The 19,398-nt window shown below is 30.4% G+C and carries 17 protein-coding genes; 1 reads left to right on the top strand and 16 read right to left on the bottom strand.

The window, feature by feature from the left end; all coding sequences use genetic code 11:
* Positions 1 to 40: 40 nt before the first annotated feature.
* From BN2746_RS08045 to murJ, 16 genes are all read right to left on the bottom strand, one after another.
* Complete coding sequence (locus BN2746_RS08045) at positions 41 to 379, bottom strand: Asp23/Gls24 family envelope stress response protein (protein ID WP_055079268.1); 339 nt, start codon at positions 377 to 379, stop codon at positions 41 to 43.
* Between the two features lie 52 nt (positions 380 to 431).
* Positions 432 to 1,679 carry a signal recognition particle-docking protein FtsY gene (ftsY, locus tag BN2746_RS08050; protein ID WP_077064946.1) on the bottom strand — a complete coding sequence of 416 codons (1,248 nt, stop codon included), beginning with the start codon at positions 1,677 to 1,679 and terminating at the stop codon, positions 432 to 434.
* A gap of 8 nt (positions 1,680 to 1,687) precedes the next feature.
* Positions 1,688 to 5,203 (bottom strand): chromosome segregation protein SMC, encoded by a 3,516-nt coding sequence (smc, locus tag BN2746_RS08055; RefSeq protein ID WP_055079269.1) that lies wholly within the window; start codon positions 5,201 to 5,203, stop codon positions 1,688 to 1,690.
* The gene (locus BN2746_RS08060) at positions 5,204 to 6,265 is read right to left on the bottom strand and encodes an elongator complex protein 3 (RefSeq protein ID WP_055079270.1); all 1,062 of its coding nucleotides are present in this window, start codon (positions 6,263 to 6,265) and stop codon (positions 5,204 to 5,206) included. It abuts the gene before it with no gap.
* A complete protein-coding gene (gene rnc, locus BN2746_RS08065) occupies positions 6,258 to 6,974 on the bottom strand; it encodes a ribonuclease III (RefSeq protein ID WP_055079271.1) in 717 nt (238 codons plus the stop codon). Before rnc ends, BN2746_RS08060 begins: the two co-directional genes overlap by 8 nt.
* Positions 6,975 to 6,976: 2 nt before the next feature.
* Complete coding sequence (acpP, locus tag BN2746_RS08070) at positions 6,977 to 7,204, bottom strand: acyl carrier protein (protein WP_055079272.1); 228 nt, start codon at positions 7,202 to 7,204, stop codon at positions 6,977 to 6,979.
* Between the two features lies 1 nt (position 7,205).
* Entirely contained in the window at positions 7,206 to 8,192 is a 987-nt protein-coding gene (gene plsX, locus BN2746_RS08075) for a phosphate acyltransferase PlsX (protein ID WP_055079273.1), read from the bottom strand.
* A 148-nt stretch (positions 8,193 to 8,340) separates the two neighbouring features.
* Complete coding sequence (gene rpmF / locus BN2746_RS08080; protein WP_055079274.1) at positions 8,341 to 8,526, bottom strand: 50S ribosomal protein L32; 186 nt, start codon at positions 8,524 to 8,526, stop codon at positions 8,341 to 8,343.
* 135 nt (positions 8,527 to 8,661) lie between these two features.
* Positions 8,662 to 9,849: an acetate kinase gene (locus tag BN2746_RS08085; protein ID WP_055079275.1), complete on the bottom strand. Its 1,188-nt coding sequence runs from the start codon at positions 9,847 to 9,849 to the stop codon at positions 8,662 to 8,664.
* A 57-nt stretch (positions 9,850 to 9,906) separates the two neighbouring features.
* Positions 9,907 to 10,494 (bottom strand): glycerol-3-phosphate 1-O-acyltransferase PlsY, encoded by a 588-nt coding sequence (gene plsY / locus BN2746_RS08090; protein WP_055079276.1) that lies wholly within the window; start codon positions 10,492 to 10,494, stop codon positions 9,907 to 9,909.
* Entirely contained in the window at positions 10,494 to 11,816 is a 1,323-nt protein-coding gene (der, locus tag BN2746_RS08095; protein WP_055079277.1) for a ribosome biogenesis GTPase Der, read from the bottom strand. Before der ends, plsY begins: the two co-directional genes overlap by 1 nt.
* Positions 11,817 to 11,941: 125 nt before the next feature.
* The gene (glyA, locus tag BN2746_RS08100; RefSeq protein ID WP_055079278.1) at positions 11,942 to 13,183 is read right to left on the bottom strand and encodes a serine hydroxymethyltransferase; all 1,242 of its coding nucleotides are present in this window, start codon (positions 13,181 to 13,183) and stop codon (positions 11,942 to 11,944) included.
* A 22-nt stretch (positions 13,184 to 13,205) separates the two neighbouring features.
* The gene (locus BN2746_RS08105) at positions 13,206 to 13,631 is read right to left on the bottom strand and encodes a SoxR reducing system RseC family protein (RefSeq protein ID WP_055079279.1); all 426 of its coding nucleotides are present in this window, start codon (positions 13,629 to 13,631) and stop codon (positions 13,206 to 13,208) included.
* Between the two features lie 4 nt (positions 13,632 to 13,635).
* Positions 13,636 to 14,343, bottom strand: coding sequence for a tRNA threonylcarbamoyladenosine dehydratase (locus BN2746_RS08110; protein ID WP_055079280.1), 708 nt, complete (start codon positions 14,341 to 14,343; stop codon positions 13,636 to 13,638).
* Positions 14,333 to 16,114, bottom strand: a complete 1,782-nt coding sequence (gene aspS / locus BN2746_RS08115) for an aspartate--tRNA ligase (protein WP_055079281.1) — start codon at positions 16,112 to 16,114, stop codon at positions 14,333 to 14,335. The genes BN2746_RS08110 and aspS overlap by 11 nt, the downstream gene beginning before the upstream one ends.
* A 260-nt stretch (positions 16,115 to 16,374) precedes the next feature.
* The gene (gene murJ, locus BN2746_RS08120; RefSeq protein ID WP_055079282.1) at positions 16,375 to 17,901 is read right to left on the bottom strand and encodes a murein biosynthesis integral membrane protein MurJ; all 1,527 of its coding nucleotides are present in this window, start codon (positions 17,899 to 17,901) and stop codon (positions 16,375 to 16,377) included.
* A gap of 135 nt (positions 17,902 to 18,036) precedes the next feature.
* Between murJ and BN2746_RS08125 the strand changes: the two genes are divergently transcribed.
* Positions 18,037 to 19,392, top strand: coding sequence for a PucR family transcriptional regulator (locus BN2746_RS08125; RefSeq protein ID WP_055079283.1), 1,356 nt, complete (start codon positions 18,037 to 18,039; stop codon positions 19,390 to 19,392).
* Positions 19,393 to 19,398: the final 6 nt, after the last annotated feature.

Raw genomic sequence — 19,398 nt, forward strand, 5'->3', positions numbered from 1 at the left:
CCTCCATAAAAAATCCCTCTTATCACAAGAGGGATAAAATCTAATATATACCAACAACACTTGTGTTTACTTGTGACACATTCAAACCTGTAAAGTTTTCTACATTTTCTTTTATTTTTTCTTGAATATTTCTTGAAACCTCAGGAATTCTAACTCCCATTTTTAAAATTACATTTACATTAATATTCACAAAATCTCTACCAACATTCACTTGTACAGCTCTTGAAGCACCTCTTATGCCGTCGGTGATTCTTTCTCCTAATCCACCTGCAAGCCCTGCTACTCCTTCAATTTCTAATGTAGATGTGCTTGCAATTTTGTTTATAATCTCGTTTGATATCTTTACAGTTCCATTTTCAAATTTATTTTTATTCAACATATTATCCCCCATTTCATTTTAACAAATGTTATAATTCATTGCAATAAAGTAGCTAACTGAATATTGCAGAAATAAAATCTTTTGGATTAAATTCCATAAGTTGATCTATTTGCTCTCCTACTCCAATATATTTTATTGGAATGTTAAATTCTGATTCTATTGGAAATACCATTCCTCCCTTAGCAGTACCATCAAGTTTAGTTATAACAACTCCTGTTATATCAGCAACCTCTTTAAACTGTTTTACTTGTAAAATTGCATTTTGTCCAGTCGTTCCATCAACCACCAATAAAACTTCTTTTCTTGCATCAGGGTATTCCCTATCTACAATTCTATGAATTTTTTCTAATTCATTCATAAGATTCTTTTTATTGTGAAGCCTTCCTGCGGTGTCACAAATAAGGATGTCAGTATTTTTAGATTTTGCTGATGCTATTCCATCAAATACAACAGATGCTGGATCTGCTCCCTCTTGGTGAGATATTATATCTACACCTGCTCTATTAGACCATTCATTTAATTGCTCTATGGCAGCGGCTCTAAATGTATCTGCAGCAACAAGAGTTACAGATTTTCCTTCCGTCTTATATTTTGATGCAAGTTTTCCTATAGTAGTTGTCTTTCCAACTCCATTCACACCTATAACAAGCATAATTAAAGGAGTATCTTTTATATTCATGCTATTATCAAGATTTGCTTCTTCAAGTTTTTCAATCATAATATTCATCAACATATTTTTTACTTCTTTAGGATCTTTAATTCTTTTAAGCTTAACTTGGCTTTCAAGTTCATCCATAATATGCATTGTTGACTCTACACCTATATCTGCAGATATTAAAATTTCTTCAAGTTCTTCAAAAAGTTCTTCGTCAACTTTTTGATACCTTGCCAATGCACTGTCGATTTTATTTGAGATGTTGTCTCTTGTTTTTTGAAGGCCACTGAAAAGATTGTTAAAGAAACCCTTTTTTTCTACTTTCTCTTTGGTCTCTTCTACTTTTACTTCTTCTGACTTTTCAATAACTTTTTCTTTTTCAATTTCAGAATCTTCTTCTAATTCTATTTTCCCCTGTTCTTCAACGATAATAGATTCATTTTCAGAAGCATTTTCTTTTAAATCTTCTTTTGAATCCACTTCAGAATCTAAATCTTCTTTGATAGAATCCTTTATATTTTCGATATTTTCTTGAATATTTTTAGACTCTTCTGTTATATCTTTTAAACTTTTTTCTACTTCTTCTTTAGTATCTTCAATTTTTTCTTTGTTTTTCTTAAACTTATTAAAAAAACTTTCTAACATAGTTCCTCCTACTTTAATTTTAAGGAAATAACTTTACTAACTCCTTCTTCCTCCATACTTACCCCATATAGCACATCTGCAATCTCCATTGTAGTTTTTCTATGGGATATCATGATAAATTGAGTTGAATCTGTTAATGATTTTAAATAATTTGTGTATCTGAAAATATTTGCTTCATCAAGTGCCGCATCTATCTCGTCCAAAATACAAAAAGGCGATGGTCTTGTCTCAAAAATAGCAAATAGAAGAGCAACTGCTGTAAGTGCTTTTTCTCCCCCAGATAAAAGTGTCAAACTTTGTAATTTTTTTCCAGGAGGCTCTGCAACTATTTCAACTCCAGACTCTAAAGGATTTGTTCCCTCTAACTTAAGCTCTGCATTTCCTCCATCAAAAAGAATTTTAAAAATCTTTTGAAATCTACCATTTATATCTTTAAACGATGTTGTAAACATCTCTTTCATTTCCTTGTTAAGATTTTTAATTATCTCCTCAATATCATTTTTAGATTTCATCAAGTCGTTCTTCTGGTTTAAAAGAAAATTAAGGTCTTCATCAACGATTTTAAATTCTTCAATTGTATCTACACTGAAATAACCAAGTTCTCTTAAATCTTTTTTTAATATTTTAAGTTCTTTTCTTGAAGGTTCCTCTACCTCTTCTACTAACGTAAACTTATCAATATAAACCGAATACTCCTCAAGACAATTATTACGTATTCTAGAAATATTTGAATTTAAATTTTCAATTTTTTCAAAATTCAACCCCATTGAGTATTCTAATTTTACATTTATCTCCTTATTGTCTCGTAGCTCTTCTCTTCTTTCCAAAAGTTCATTTTGTCTCGATTTGAAATCAACTTCATTTTCTTCTAAAATATTTTGAATTTCAATAATCTTTCTATTTAAAACTTTAAGTTCAGAATTGTATTTTTCAATATTTTCTCTATTAACTCTCAAATCTAATTCTACTTTTTCTTTAGACTCCATATCAAGCTTAAGTCTATAAGAAAAATCTTCATTTTCATTTTTAATATCTTTTTCTTTATTTAATAAGATATTTAAATCCCTCTCTAAGCTCTCTATTTTAGAGTTAATATTTATCTTTTCGATTTCTTGTTTTCTATTTTCAGAGTTATTGTTTTCAAACTTTAATTTCAACTCATCATTCTCTATACTTAGTCTTTGAATTTCTTCTTTTATGCTTTCAGGATTTTCTAAATCTAATTCTTCAAAAGAAATATTTAATATGCTTTCATACTTACTAACAGCTTTTTCATATAATGATTGTTTTACTTTTATATCATTGGAAAGAATTTGAATTTTTTCTTCTAATTCAATCTTTTCTTTTTCTTCTATATTTTTTTCTACTTCAATAAGCTTATGTTCTTCATGGTAATTTTTTATTAAGATGTCCAATTTCTTAAGTTCTTTAATTAATTTCTCTTTTTCATTTGACATCTGTTTAGTTTCTTTTTCAAGTTCTAAAATCTTATTGTTTCTATTTAATATTTCTGTATTAGAAGATTTTCCAGTATATCCGCCTACTATAGATCCCCATGAGTTAAATATCTCTCCGTCAAGGGTGACAATTCTATACCTATTATATTTTTTAGAAACTTCTATTGCATCTTCAAGATTATAAACTACTAATGTATTATTTAAAAAGTGATTTATAAGGCCCTTAAACTTTTTGTCACAGTTAATTAATTCTGAAGCAATAGCCAAAATTTTAGGATCCTCAAATTTAAAATTTGAATCATGTTTATTTATTTTATTAAGAGGTAAAAATGTTAGTCTTCCAATTCGTTCTGACTTTAAAAATTCTATTAATACCTTAGCATCATATTCATTTTCAACTACAACATTTTGTAAAGAGCCTCCTAAGGCGTTATTAATTGCAATAAGATATTTATCTTCGACTTCAATTAAATCTGCCAAGGTTCCAATGCACTTGTCTTTTAAGTTAGTTTTTTTAATACGATTAAAAAAATTTGAAACCTGCTTACTATATCCTTCGTAATTATTTCTAACATTTATATAGAAATTAAGTTCCCTATCTTTTGTCTGTAGTTCAACTTCAACCTTATGATACTTTTCGTTTAATTTTGTATAATCATCTTTACAAAACTCGATTTTATTTTTTAATTCTTCAATCTCTGATACTTGTCCAAAAACTTTATTTCTAACTTCATTATAGATTTTATTTAAATTATTATAATCTTGTCTTAATTTTTTTAACTCTTCTTCTAAAGTATGTTTATCCTGGGAAAGTTTTGAAATATCCTCTTTTCGACTTTCAAAAATCCTTTCTCTGGTAAGCTTTTCTACCTGTATATTATTCAAAGTTTCTTTTAAAGAAAGAATTTTAGATTCTTTTTCATTTAGTAATAAATTTAAACTATCTATCTCTTTCTTAAATTCTAATACTTTACAATTGACATTCTCAAGTTCTTTTTTCCTATTGAGCAAAGAGTTATTTATTTCTATTTTTTCTACATCTATTTCTTCAGATTTTATTTTATTTGTTTCCAATTTTTCTTCAAAATACTTAATCTCTTTTGAAATTCTATCAATTTCATTATTGCCATTCAAAACCCTTTCTTCAGTAAGCTTGAGTTTAAGATTGTAATCTTGAATTTTATCTTTTACAGAACTTTCATCCGTCGAAAGTCTTTTTATCTCTTCTTCCAAACTTTTAAGACTATTACTCTCTTCTTCAATCTTTGGTTCAATTTTTGAAATAAGATCGTTATAGTAGTCTATTTCTTCTTTAATTGACTTATTTTCTCTTATTACTTCATTGTATTTATTTTGTATTATCTCAACATCTACTAAGTAATAATAAAGATCTAAAAGCTTTATATCCTTTGTAAGTTTTAACCCAATGGTTGCTTTCTTAGCTTGCTTTTCAAGATAGTCTCTATTTTCTTGTTTTTGTATTAAAACATCTTCAATTCTTCCAAGATTTGTAACTGTCTTGTCAAGCTTTTTTAAAGCTTCTTCCTTCTTATACTTATACTTCGAAATACCAGAAGCTTCTTCAAATATATATCTTCTGTCTTCACTCTTATTAGAAAGAATCTCATCAATTCTACCTTGTCCGATAATAGAATACCCTTCCTTACCTATACCAGTATCCATAAAAAGTTCTCTTATATCTTTAAGACGACAAGCTTTTTTATTGATGTAGTACTGAGACTCTCCTGTTCTAAAAACTCTTCTTGTAACAACTACCTTTTCATATTCTATAGGTATCCACTTTTCGCTATTATCAAATGATAGAGAAACTGAAGCAAAATTTAATGGCGCAATTTTTTCTGTACCTGAAAATATAACATCTTCCATCTTGCTTCCACGAAGTGACTTTGCAGATTGTTCTCCCAAAACCCATCTTATGGCGTCAGAGATATTTGACTTTCCACTTCCATTAGGTCCAACTATGGCACATATAGGATTATTAAATTGTAAATTTACTTTATCTTTAAAAGATTTAAAACCCTTTAATTCAACCGCTTCTAATTTCACCTAATCCAAACCCCTATAACTTTTCAAAAACTTGTCCATGTCAAGATCTACCGAATCCATACTTGATTGAATCCTAATCTTATCAATATTTGTTCCATGAACTCTAAACTTTTTTATTTTGTATTTTTCTATTAAAAATTTCTTATTCGTTCCTTTATTTCCAATAAGATAGTTTAATTCACTATTTTTTACATATACATCTATCTCTTGTCTAATAAAGTTTTTCAAAGCTTCATCCATAGCATCTTTGTAGAGTTCTTGAATCGTAAGCTGTCTTATTGATGGATGAAATGGCCCTGCAACAACATCTTTCCCAAGAGTTATATTATCTGTAGGCTGTAACCCTATTCTTATAACATCAATTCCATTTTTATAAAATTTACAAAAAATATCTTTACAGAGAATTATTGTGTCATTTAGAGTATACGGATTGTACTCTCCAGCTAAATAAAGTTTCTCCAAGAAGCTATCTTTAATTACAAGAGTTGGATATATTCTTACAAATTCTGGCCCAATTTTTATAAATTCATCAGCTGTATATAAATCCATTTCCATATCTGATTTATATAGACCTAACATCTGTTGTAGTCCAAGTCTAAATCCGAATTCCTTTATTAGTTTTGAAGATTTATAAACTACATCTGACAGATGATTTCTTTGGTTTGCAATAAGAACCTCATCCACAAGAGACTGAACACCGAGTTCTATAGTTGAAACTCCATATGCTTTCAATATGTTTAGAATATTTTCATCAATATAGTCAGGTCTTGTTGAAAGTCTCAAAGAATTTACAACCCCTCTATCAATAAAACTCTTTCCTATACTTAAAAATTCCTTCATTACATCCATAGGAAGCCCTGTGAAGCTACCTCCATAAAATGCAATTTGTGTTTCATTATCCTTATTTGAAAAATAATTCAAATACTCTTCAATAGAATTCTTTGTATCTTCATAATCTTTTATATAATCTTGATTTGTTATCTTTCGTTGATTACAGAAAACACAATCATTAGGGCATCCATAATGTGGAACAAATACTGGTATAATATTTAACTTACTCAAAGTCTATCCCCATTTTTATAATAGAATTTTTTGCAGCATCTTGTTCTGCTTGTTTTTTATTTTTCCCAACTCCCTGTTCCAGTGCAGTTGTTCCACAAAATGCAGTAACATAAAAAGTTTTATCATGATCTGGTCCAGTAGAATTGTCAAGTCTATAAGTCAATTTTTCCTTCATTTCCCTTTGAATATAATTTTGTAATATCGACTTGTAATTTAAGCTTGAAGTTTCTAGATATTTCATAAAAAGTCCTATATGTTTTACAGTAATCAAATCATACACAACCTCGTATGAAGAATCTAAATATATTGATGCCATCAAAGCTTCAAATGTGTCTGAAAGAGTTGATATTCTTTTTTTTCCTCCAGACTTAGCCTCTCCCTTTCCCATAATCAATAAATCTCCAAGCTTAAAATGCTCTGCTGCATAACCAAAACTTGGCTCACATGTAACCATGCTCTTCAACTTCGTTAGTTTACCTTCATCTTTCTCATGATATTTTTTAAAAAAATATTCAGCAAATACCGCTCCAAGTATTGCATCTCCTAAAAATTCTAACCTTTCGTTTGATTTGTAATTTTTATTTTTTGACTCATTTACCTTTGAAATATGATGGAAGGCATAATCTAAAAGTTCAATATCATTGAACTTATAGCCTATACGCTCTTCCAAAGCATTCAATTGTTTAAGCCTTTCACCACTCAATATCAATTTTAACCTCTTTTGCTGCTTTCGATGTATGAAACTATATCTGAAACTGTAATTATTTCATCTAACTTAGAATCATCTATTTCAATATCAAACTCATCTTCGAGGGCCATAACAAGTTCTACAAGACCGATTGAATCAGCACCTAAGTCTTCTCTTATTACAGTATCCATGTTTACATTTTCCACATCAAATTCTTCTTTTATAACTTCTGAAACTTTATCAAAAATCATTTTAAACCTCCAAGTTTTCTTCTATTTTTCTTACAACATCTTTTTTTACAAATTGAATTAACTTATCTATTCCGGTTTCGATTGCTCTTTCATTCGAACTTCCATGAGCTTTAAAAACAGCTTTTTTAACCCCAAGAAGTGGTGCTGCACCAACTTCATTATAATCAAAACTACTTTTAAGTTTATATAGTGCAGGTTTCATTAATGCTGCACCTATTTTTGTTCTAAATGAAGACATTATTCCTTCTTTTAAAATTTCTGTAAGTCTTATGGCAGTGCCCTCAATGCTTTTTAATAACACATTTCCTGAAAAGCCATCGGTAACTATAACATCTACATTCCCACTTAATGCGTCCCTTGCTTCAATATTACCTACAAAGTTTAAGTTCATATTCTTTAGATGTTCATAAGTTTCTTTTCTTAAACTGTCACCTTTATTTTCTTCTGTACCTACAGAAAGGAGTCCTATTCTTGGTTTTGCTACATTTAAAACTTCTCTTGAATAAACATTTCCCATTACCGCAAACTGATAAAGAAGTTCTGGAGTACAGTCCATGTTAGCTCCCCCATCAAGTAAAAGTGTATAATTATCTTTTGCAGGTAATACCACCGTCAAAGCTCCTCTTGATATATTATCTATTCTCTTAACTATCAGAGTCGCACCTGCAAGAAGTGCTCCTGTGCTTCCACAGGAAAGAATTCCATCATAGTTCTCTTCTTTTAATTTTTTCAACCCCAATGTAATTGAAGAATTCTTTTTTCTCCTAATTGCAAGAGCCGGCTCTTCCTCGTTAGAAATAAATTCATTTGTATCTATTATTTCTATTCTATTTTTGTTTTTTGAATCTTTAATTAATTCTATAATTTCCTTTTCAGGTCCGATAAAAGTTATTTCAATCTCTTGATGGTTATCTAAAGCTCTAAGTCCACCTTTAACTACCACTTCGCACCCTTTATCTGCACCTAATGTATCCAATAATATTTTCATATTACACCTCACTATATTTTACCATATAAAAAGTGTTTTATGCATTCTTAAAGTTTTATAGATACATTTAATTCAAATTTTGTTACATTCCATTTATTTAATTAATTCTAAAATAAAAAAGAGAGGAAAAATCCTCTCTAATCTCTTATTAATCTTCATCAACTGATAAGATTGATTTGCCATCATAATAACCGCAATTTCTACAAACTCTATGTGGTAATTTTGGTTCATGGCATTCAGGGCATTCAACTATAGTTACTTTAGGTAACTGATATGATGATGCTCTTCTCTTGTCTCTTCTAGCTTTGGAAGTTTTTCTCTTTGGTACTGCCATTATTACACCTCCTCAATAGTTAAATCTTTTTTAATTTTTTTAAATTATGGGAGGCTAACAGTCCCATAAGCTAATAAGTTATGATTTAAATTTATCTAACGTTAGTATTATACTTATTTTTAGAAACCTTGTCAACTACTTACTTAATTCTAATGTATCTCTTGCTATCATAAGTTCTTCATTTGTTGGAACAATAAATACTTTTATCTTAGAATCATCTGCAGAGATTAAAGCTTCTTTTCTAACTTTGTTCTTTTCTTCATCAAGTATGATTCCAAAGTTTTCAAGATCTTTTAATATAGCAGCTCTTGAAGTTATACCATTTTCTCCAATACCACCTGCAAAGCATATTGCATCAACATGACCAAGTTCAAGAAGGTAAGCACCTAAGAATTTTCTAACTCTGTTGTGGAACATGTCAAGTGCAAGTTTTGCTCTTTCATTTCCTTCGTTGCTTGCTTGTTCTAAGTCTCTAAAGTCTGAACTTAGTCCTGATATTCCAAGAACACCAGACTTTTTATTAAGGAATTGATTCATTTCATCTGGTGAAAGACCTTCTTCATTTTGAATAAAGTTTAAAACTGTTGGATCTAAGTCACCTGATCTTGTTCCCATGATAAGTCCTTCCAACGGAGTAAGTCCCATTGTTGTGTTTAAACATTTACCATTTTTTATAGCTGCTAAAGATGATCCATTACCTAAATGTAGAGTTACTATATTAATATCTTTTTGATCTTTTCTCAATAATTCAGCAGTTCTTCTTGTAATATACTTATGACTTGTTCCATGGAAACCAAATTTTCTTAATCTATATTTTTCATAGTATTCATAAGGTATTCCATACATATAATTATATGCTGGCATTGTCATATGGAAAGCTGTATCAAATACTGCTACATTTGGTTTGCCAGGAAGTATTTTTTCACAAGCTTCAATTCCCATTAAGTTTGCTGGGTTGTGAAGCGGACCAAATTTAATATATTCTTTAATGATTGATTTTACATGGTCATCAATAAGTGTTGAGTCAACACATTCTTCTCCACCATGAAGTACTCTATGTCCAATTGCATTAATTTCATCAACGCTCTTGATAGCTCCTTTTTCAGGATCAGTTAAGAAATCAAATACTAAAGTTAAAGCTTCAGTATGTGTAGGCATTGGAGCTTCTTTAGACATTTTTTTGTCTCCAACTTCTTGAGATATCTTTGATCCTTCAATTCCAATTCTTTCAACTAAACCTTTTGCGATAACTTCTTCATTTTCCATATCAAATAATTGATACTTCAATGATGAACTACCACAATTTACTACTAATACTTTCATACACCCTCCTGAAATATTATTATTCACAATTTTACTAAACAATTATATCACAAATTATTATTTTTTGCCTAATTTAGACTCTTGTCCCATTCTAATTCTATGGATATTGGATCTATGTCTCCATATAGCTATAGCTCCTAAAATTATTAAAAGGGCCGCTACTTCATATTTTTTAGTAACAAGGTAATATATTCCTTTGATAACACTTGTACAAGCTGCTGCAATAGAACCCAAAGAAACCATCTTAGTTATTCCAACCACAATCGAAAAAATTAATATTAAAGTTAGTGCAAATAAAGGACTTAAAGCTATAAATACTCCTAAAGAAGTAGCTATTCCCTTACCACCTTTTAAATTAAAGTAAATGGGCCAGTTATGTCCACATACAGCACCAACTCCTCCAAGTAAAAGGCCTACATCTCCAAAAAGTTTATAGCCTATCATTGATGGCAAAAATCCCTTTAGTGTATCGAGTAATAATGTAGCTATTGCAAAGTTTTTACCAAAAGTTCGTAGTACATTGGTAGCTCCAGCGTTGCCTGAACCAAAGTCTCTTATATCTTCTTTGCGAAAAATCTTTCCAAGTATAATAGCCCAAGAAATAGATCCTACAAGATAGGATAATAAAAGGAAAATAAACTTCATTATCTACTCCTTGGTCCCCTTGGTTTTAAATCAAATAATATTGGGACCCCTTCAAATTTAAAATACTCTCTTATTTGATTTTCTAAATATCTTAAGTAAGAAAAATGCATTAGTTCTTTTTTATTTATATGAAAGACTATCTTTGGAGGTCTTGTAGAGACCTGAGATGCATAAAATATCTTTAATCTTTCTCCTTTATCTGTTGGTGGAGCACTATGAAGTACTGCTTCGTTTATGATTTCATTTAATGTCCCAGTACTGATTCTCATTGAGTAATTTTCATTTACCTTTTCAATCATTTGAAATAAATTATAAACCCTTAGATTATTTTTTACTGACATAAAAACTATCGGAACATAATTTATAAATCCAAGTCTTGTCCTAATTTCCTTTTCAAATTGTCTTTGAGTTGTTTCGTCCTTGTCTATTAAATCCCATTTGTTTACAGCAATAATCATTGCTTTTCCATTGTCATGAGCATATCCTATTATTTTAGAATCTTGTTCTGTGACTCCCTCAGCTGCATCAATCATTAAAACCGATATATCTGAATTGTCAATTGAAGAAAGTGTTCTCACAACACTGTACCTTTCAACTTCTTCATCAATATATCTCTTTCTTCTAAGACCTGCTGTATCAATAAGAATATAGTCATGCCCATTATATTTAAAATTTGAATCAATAGAATCTCTTGTAGTTCCAGCAATATTTGTAACTATCATCCTTTCTTCACCAAGAAGCCTGTTAATTAGTGAAGATTTTCCTACATTTGGCTTTCCAATTATGGCAACTTTAGTAACATCGTCTTCAAATTCAGATGTCATTGGTTCAAAGTTTTTAACTATTTCATCTAAAAGATCTCCAATTCCTCGAGAGCCTTCAGCGCTAATTCCCATAACTGTAGGTATTCCAAATTCATAAAATTCATATATTAGATTATCATTTTTTCTGCTATCTATCTTATTAACTACTAATATTATCTCTTTATTTGTTCGTCTTAAAAGATTTAATACATCTCTATCTTCTGGAGTAATACCAGTTTTTGCGTCTACAATAAACAAAATTATATCTGCTGTATCTATTGCTAAATCAACCTGATTAACTATTTGTTTAGAAAATACGTCATCACTTTTTACTTCTATACCTCCAGTATCAACCAACGTGAAGTGTCTGTTTTGCCACTCTGCATCTTGATATAATCTATCTCTTGTTACTCCTGGATCGTCTTGAGTTATAGCAACTCTCTTCCTAACAATTTTATTAAATAAAGTTGATTTTCCTACATTCGGTTTACCTACAACCGCTACTATAGGTTTTCTCATAGTTCCACCTCTTTTCATACAATATAATTTTATCATCTTTTTAGAAAATTAAAAAACATCTTCTCTATTATACTGCATTTTAAAAAAGTTACAAAAATCCCTGAGATTTCTCCCAGGGATATAAATTATATATATAGTGGATATTCATTAGCCAAAGCTAATACATCTTTTTTAATTTCTTCAGGACTTCTTTCTTTCTTTAGTGTTTCTATTATTAATTGACCAATCTTTTTGAAAGCTTCTTCCTTCATTCCTCTTGTTGTACAAGCAGGTGTTCCAATTCTTATACCTGAAGTTACAAATGGTGATTCAGGATCATTTGGAATTGTATTTTTATTTGTAGTTATATTAACTTCTGATAAAAGTGCTTCTGCTTCTTTACCTGTTAAGTTAAGTCCTCGTACATCAAGAAGTAGTAAGTGGTTATCTGTTCCTCCAGATACAAGTCTAATTCCACCTTCTTGTAATGTTTCACCAAGAACTTGTGCATTCTTTACAACTTGTTTTATATAATCTTTGAAGTCATCTTGTAGTGCTTCTTTAAAACATACTGCCTTTGCTGCAATAACATGTTCTAATGGACCACCTTGTAGTCCTGGGAATACTGCTTTGTCGATTGCCTTTGCATGTTCTTCTTTACAAAGGATTACACCACCACGAGGTCCTCTTAAAGTCTTATGTGTAGTTGAAGTTACAAAGTCAGCATATGGTATTGGGCTTGGGTGTTCTCCAGCAGCTACAAGACCTGCAATATGTGCCATATCAACCATTAAATATGCTCCAACTTCATCTGCAATTTCTCTAAACTTCTTAAAGTCAATAATTCTTGGATATGCACTAGCACCTGCTACTATTAGTTTAGGTTTATGTTCTAATGCTTTTTGTCTAACTTCTTCATAGTCTATAGTTTCAGTTTCAGAATTTAATCCATATTCAACAAAGTTGAAATAAAGTCCTGATATATTTACAGGTGATCCATGTGTTAAGTGTCCACCTTCTGAAAGTTTCATTCCTAAAACTGTATCTCCTGGTTTTAAGCAAGAAAGGTATACAGCTATATTTGCATTAGCACCTGAGTGAGGTTGAACGTTTGCATGGTCCGCACCAAAAAGTTTGCAAAGTCTTTTTCTTGCTAAGTCTTCTGAAACATCAACGAACTCGCAACCACCATAATATCTCTTTGAAGGATAACCTTCAGCATACTTATTATTTAATGTAGTTCCAAGTGCTTCCATGACAGGTTCAGAGATAAAGTTTTCCGAAGCGATAAGCTCCAAATGTTCTCTTTGTCTGTTGGTTTCATCTTCAATTACTTGATAGATTTCACTATCAAATTCTTTTAGAGTTGGTAATTCTCTTAAGCTCATCTTGAAATTCCTCCTAAAATGTTTAGTTAATTTTTTTTATAGTTAGAATATTATTAGTATTCTTACTTACTTTTTTGTCTACTCCTCTTAAAATAAAAATAGAAATTGCTAAAAACAATAATCCAAACAATAAACTCAAAAATTCACTGTTCTTTATATTGTACTTTCCAAGTATAATTGTAGCACATCCAACACCTGCGATAAAGGCTATTATCGGTATGATATATACTATTGCAGAGTACTTTAACACAGTAGAACTGTCCATGTTAAGTTCTACTCTATCACCTTTATTAAATCTTCCATCATCTTTAACATTTATAATTAGAGGCTTATCTTCTCCTGAGCATCCAGCACAGCTTTCACACTTTCCGCCACAGGCGCTCTCTCTAATTACAAGTATATCCAACATATTACTGTCTTTATTTATAACAAGACCGCTTTTCTTCATTTAATCATTCCTTTATTAAATCTTTAATCACTTCTCCTGCAATTACAAGTCCACAGGCAGGTGGTACAAAACTTATACTTGAAGGAGAAATTTTACCTGTAGATTCATCAACAAATCTTTCCCCTGAAGGACTTTCTTTAGACCACACAACCTTTAACTTTTTTACATTTAAAGCTTTGAGCTCTCTTCGCATAATGCGAGCAACAGGACACATTTCAGTCCTATATATATCTGATACCCTAAATCCTGTTGGTTCAAGCTTATTTCCTGCGCCCATTGCAGAAATTAATTTCAAATCATAATCCCAAGCGTATTTTGCCAAAGCTATTTTACCCTTTAAAAAGTCTATACAATCTACAATATAATCATATTCCTTGAGATTAAAAATTTCAATATTTTCAGTTGTCAGCTTTTCTTTAATTGGATTTACATTTAACTCAGGATTTATTTCAAGTAGTCTATCCTTCATGACTTCTGTTTTAGCTTTTCCTACAGTTTTTGTTGTAGCAATAATTTGTCTGTTGATATTTGTAATATCTACATCGTCAAAGTCTACGATGGTTATATTGGAAACTCCTGCTCTCACGATCGACTCAGTACATATTCCTCCAACTCCTCCAAGACCAAAGACTATTACTTTGGCCTTGGAAAGTTTTTCTAAAGACTCAGTTCCGATTAGAAGTTCGGTCCTTTGAGTAAATTTATTTTTCATCTTTTCTTAATGATACATGAATTTCTTCTAATTGTTTTTCATCAACTAACGCAGGCGCGCCTGTTAATAAATCTGTGGCAGATTGTGTCTTAGGAAAAGCTATAACATCTTTTATATTATTTGTTTCACAAATTTGCATTGCAAGTCTGTCAATTCCATATGCAATTCCACCATGTGGAGGTGTACCGTATTTAAGTGCATCTACAAAGAATCCAAATTTTGCTTCGATTTCTTCGTCAGATAACTTAAGGGCCCTAAATACCCTTTCTTGAATTTCGGAATTATTTATTCTTATAGATCCTCCCGCAGCTTCTTCTCCATTAATAACAAGGTCATAGGCTTTAGATTTCATCTTTTCAGGAGCTGTTTCTAATAATTCTAAATCCTCTTCTTTAGGCATAGTAAATGGATGGTGTTTCGAAACCATTCTACCTTCTTCTTCAGAGTATTCAAACATTGGGAAGTCAACAACCCAAGCCATCTTAAACTCTTTTGGATTCAATAGGCCAAGATTTGACGCAATATGTCTACGAAGAGCACCTAATGAATCAAATACAACTTCATCTTTATCTGCAACTATTAAGATTAGTGCATTGTCTTTAGCATCAAATGCATTTAAAATGTTTTGAAGCTCTTCTTCGCTTAAGAACTTTGCAATTGGAGAATTTACTTCACCATTATTTACCTTAATCCATGCAAGACCCTTAGCGCCATAGTCCTTAACAAATTTTTCTAAAGCATCTATTTTCTTTCTTGAATATTCACTTTGATACTCTCCAATATTTATACCCCTTACTGAATGTCCTTCTTTAACATTTCCTGAAAAAACTTTAAATTCTGCATCTTTTACAATTTCAGATATATCTGTAAGTTCAAAACCAAATCTAAGGTCCGGTTTATCTGATCCATATCTTGACATAGCTTCATCAAAAGGAATTCTTTTTAGAGGAATTTCTATATCTACTCCCTTAAGTTCTTTAAATACCTTTTGAACCATTCTCTCATTTATATCCATAACATCATCTTCATCAACAAATGACATTTCAATATCCATTTGAGTAAACTCTGGTTGTCTGTTTGCTCTAAGGTCCTCGTCTCTAAAACATCTTGCAAGCTGATAATATCTATCCATACCCGCAACCATTAAAAGTTGTTTCATTAACTGTGGACTTTGTGGCAATGCATAAAACTTATTTGGATTTACTCTTGAAGGAATAAGGTAATCCCTTGCTCCTTCTGGAGTTGGCTTTCCAAGGTAAGGAGTTTCTGTTTCAATAAACCCTTCACTGTCTAAAAAACTTCTCATAAGAGTTATAAGACGTGCCCTCTTAATTAAATTTGCTTGAATAGATTCTTTTCTAAGGTCTAAAAATCTATACTTTAATCTCATTTCCTCTGAAACATTATCATCACTCTTAATGTAAATAGGTGGAGTTTGTGCCTTATCCAAGATTCTAAATTCGTTACATAAAATTTCTATGTCACCATTTGAAATATTTGGATTTATAGATTCTCTCTCTCTCACGCGACCCTTAGCTGCAACGACAAATTCTGATCTTACAGTCTTAGCCTTTTCAAAATAGTCTTTACAATCTTCATCATTAACAACAATTTGAACTATGCCAGATCTGTCCCTAACATCCATAAATATAATATGTCCAAGGTTTCTTTCCTTTGCAACCCAACCCATTACAATAACTTCTTTTCCAACTAATTCATTTGTAACATCTGCACACATGTTAGTTCTTTTAAAATTTTTAATATTATCCATATCTTCTCCTAAATTTAAAATTTTACACAAAAAAACTCGTCACAAAGGGACGAGTTAACTCGCGGTACCACCCTAATTAGGTAAACCTCACTTAAAATTTATAACGCAATTACCATAGCTCATAGGCGTCATCAAAAGTTAGAGCAAGTAGTTTTCACCAAACCCTACCTCTCTTTGTTACTCTTAGCTTTATCCTTCCTAATCAACGCTAATATTAACATGTTTTTATTGTATATTATTTAATATCAAAGGTCAAATGATTATCTTTTTGATTTGACCTTTGACTTTATTTGTCTAATTAAGTTTTCAGCTTCTTTAACTTTAAATACCATTACAAGTACTGCATATATTAAAGCCCCTACAACTATAGCTATAAACATTGCATTTCTATTTCCAAGACTATTGACCAATGCATTATTTGTAAAATATACTGCTACACCCATAACTATAGAAGCTACTGATATTTTTAAAGTTTCTACCATCAAGTGTTTCATCTTAGAAAACTCACCAATTTTTTTCTTTAAATTGTGATAAAGAAGCAACGCTCCAAAATATGCGGCAGTTGTAGTGCCAAGTGCTAAACCATTAAGTCCCAAATATCTTGAACTTCCTACAGATACAATTACGTTAACTAAAATCATCCACATTGTATTTTTTGTTGGTGTTTTAGTGTCTTTTAAACTATAGAAGGATTTAAATAGTATATCTCTAAGTGCTATTGCTACAAGCCCTGATGAATAAAGCATTAAAACAGGTGCAGTCAATGCTGTGTCTCCACTTGTGAAGTTTCCGCCTTCATAAATAAATTCTACTATTGGATGTGCAAGTATTATAAGTCCAACCATTGCAGGTATTACAAGAAAGAACATTGATGTAAAAGTATCTACTATAGCATCTTTAAAATCCCCTATCTTGTTTTGTCCAGCGAATTTACTTAATATTGGATACATTACCGTGCTCACAGACACTATAACAATTCCATTCACAAGTTCACTTAGTCTTGAGGCATATTCCATTACATTTATACCTCTTTCTCCCATAATTAGTGTAGCCAAATTTTTGTCTACAATGACATTAAGTTGATTTACTGAAACTCCAATAATTATAGGAATGGCCATTATTAGCATAGATTTTATCTCAGGTTCTTTTGTATTTAAAATCTTTGTCCATTTATATCCTTTTTTCTTAACTGCTGGAATATATGGTGCAAACTGTAAAGTTGATGCCACTGCAATTCCTATGGCAAGGTAGTACTTGTTTATATACTTACCAAGGTATAGTCCAAGAATTATAAATACATTTAATATAAAACCTTGTAGCGCCGTTACAATAAACTCTCCATGACAATTTAAATAACCCCTATATACAGTTGCTATTCCAATCGGTATTAAGGACACCATTGAAATACGCAAGAAGTTTGTAGTTAATACTCTTGCAGGCTCATTTAATTTAAACGCAAATATATAGGTTAATTGCCTTGCAAATATTTGACATAATATTACAAGAACAATTGTTATGACTATAGTTATGTTAGCTAAATTACTTGTAAATCTATCTGCAAGCTCAACGCCTTTGTTCTCTTCCAATCTCTTATATGTAGGTATAAAACCTGTTGTTATACCTACTGCAATAAAACTGAACACTAAAACTGGAATTGACATTGCCAAGTTAAACGCAGCCGCTTCAATTCCCGTACCAAAAAGCCTTGAAAGAGTTGCAATTCTTACAGCACCCAATATTTTTGAAAGCACCGTTAAAACCATTAATATAATTGATATTCCTCTCATAGTCCCCCTCTTTTCCAATTAGCTCTATAACTTTATCATAAACAGGAATTTCAATCAATATTTTAATATTTACTTTGAGATTTTCACGGTATTTGATATACTCAAAGCAGATAAATATGAGGATAAGGTGAAAAAATGCTCTTAAGTCAAATTATTGAAGTAAAAGAATTAAAAATAAATAATTCAAATATAATTTCAAACGAGGACATCTATACATGTTCAGTTATAAATTCATTTGTAAAAAATAATTTAAACATTGTAAATATTGTAAATGAGGAAGAAATTAGTAATTTAAATCCCACAAGTGGAAATTTTTTAATTGTTAATTCAAAGAATAAATTTCAAAGTAAAAATAACATCAATTACCTACACTCAGGTGTAGATAGCGCTGAAAATGCATTAAAGATATTGCAAAATTCAATTATCGAAAATCAAAATTTTTTAGAACAAATTTACTCAACCATTTATTTAGATAAGGGTATCGAATCTTTACTTAATGAGATTAGTTTAAAATTTTCAGATTTGGTTTGTATTTTAGACAATAATAAAAAACTACTATATAATCCATTTGATTTTAATAAGGTCAGCGAACTCTATCCACTGAAATTTATTTCGTCAAATTCATCAAGATTATTTGCATACTTGGCATTTGAAAACACTCACGAAGAAGAAAAAGAAAGTATAAATAAACTTTGTAATATAATTTCCAACTATGTTTATAATGAAGTTAAAAACCTTCAAACTTCTTTTGATAACTTTTATTTATGCCTAAAGAATTTATTAAAAGGCGATTTCTCAGATGAAGATTTTAAAATACTAAAGGGACTTAACTGGAGTACAAATGATAATTATAAAATGTATGTCATTAAACTTGAATCCGGACTTTTTAAGTATAGGGATATGTTTATTCATGGAAATCGCTTTATACTCGACAACCCACAATATCTTTTTTCAATTTTAAATTCAAACTACCTTATACTTTTAATTAATAAGACAAGACTTAATGGAAACAAATTGGAAGATGAAATATTAAATTACATTTCGAAGTATAATTTAAAGTATTATAGCCATGATTTAAAAAATAAATTATCTAACTTTAAAAAGGCATATGACTTATCCAAATTTATTTTTGATAATGAAATAGCTGTTTCCTCTGACGGACAAGAAGAACTACACTTTTTAATAAAGCCTTTACTCGGACAAATGGATTTTTTAGAAATACTTATACCTGAAGTTTTAAAACCACTTCTTGAACATGATTTAGAAAAAAATTCAGAGTTTTTAAAAACATTATACCTTTATCTAATAGAAGAAAGATCTCTAATAAAAGTTGCGGAAATTATGGATATTCATAGAAATTCTGTAGTTTACAGAATAAATAGAATTTCAGAAATTGTAGATATTGATTTTGAAGACTCTAAAACGAGATACAATTTATTGATTGGAATTGAAATATTAAAGGAGTTATATCCAAAAATACTAGACCTGTAGGCCTAG

Origin of the sequence: Lagierella massiliensis (genome assembly GCF_001407835.1) — a bacterium.
GTDB classification, from domain to species: Bacteria; Bacillota; Clostridia; order Tissierellales; family Peptoniphilaceae; genus Mediannikoviicoccus; species Mediannikoviicoccus massiliensis.

What these genes read in the sequence shown, in the direction of transcription:
- BN2746_RS08045 (WP_055079268.1), bottom strand. Translation starts at nt 379, where the DNA reads ATGTTGAATAAAAATAAATTTGAAAATGGAACTGTAAAGATATCAAAC.
- ftsY (WP_077064946.1), bottom strand. Translation starts at nt 1,679, where the DNA reads ATGTTAGAAAGTTTTTTTAATAAGTTTAAGAAAAACAAAGAAAAAATT.
- acpP (WP_055079272.1), bottom strand. Translation starts at nt 7,204, where the DNA reads ATGATTTTTGATAAAGTTTCAGAAGTTATAAAAGAAGAATTTGATGTG.
- plsX (WP_055079273.1), bottom strand. Translation starts at nt 8,192, where the DNA reads ATGAAAATATTATTGGATACATTAGGTGCAGATAAAGGGTGCGAAGTG.
- rpmF (WP_055079274.1), bottom strand. Translation starts at nt 8,526, where the DNA reads ATGGCAGTACCAAAGAGAAAAACTTCCAAAGCTAGAAGAGACAAGAGA.
- BN2746_RS08085 (WP_055079275.1), bottom strand. Translation starts at nt 9,849, where the DNA reads ATGAAAGTATTAGTAGTAAATTGTGGTAGTTCATCATTGAAGTATCAA.
- plsY (WP_055079276.1), bottom strand. Translation starts at nt 10,494, where the DNA reads ATGAAGTTTATTTTCCTTTTATTATCCTATCTTGTAGGATCTATTTCT.
- der (WP_055079277.1), bottom strand. Translation starts at nt 11,816, where the DNA reads ATGAGAAAACCTATAGTAGCGGTTGTAGGTAAACCGAATGTAGGAAAA.
- glyA (WP_055079278.1), bottom strand. Translation starts at nt 13,183, where the DNA reads ATGAGCTTAAGAGAATTACCAACTCTAAAAGAATTTGATAGTGAAATC.
- BN2746_RS08105 (WP_055079279.1), bottom strand. Translation starts at nt 13,631, where the DNA reads ATGAAGAAAAGCGGTCTTGTTATAAATAAAGACAGTAATATGTTGGAT.
- BN2746_RS08110 (WP_055079280.1), bottom strand. Translation starts at nt 14,343, where the DNA reads ATGAAAAATAAATTTACTCAAAGGACCGAACTTCTAATCGGAACTGAG.
- aspS (WP_055079281.1), bottom strand. Translation starts at nt 16,114, where the DNA reads ATGGATAATATTAAAAATTTTAAAAGAACTAACATGTGTGCAGATGTT.
- murJ (WP_055079282.1), bottom strand. Translation starts at nt 17,901, where the DNA reads ATGAGAGGAATATCAATTATATTAATGGTTTTAACGGTGCTTTCAAAA.
- BN2746_RS08125 (WP_055079283.1), top strand. Translation starts at nt 18,037, where the DNA reads ATGCTCTTAAGTCAAATTATTGAAGTAAAAGAATTAAAAATAAATAAT.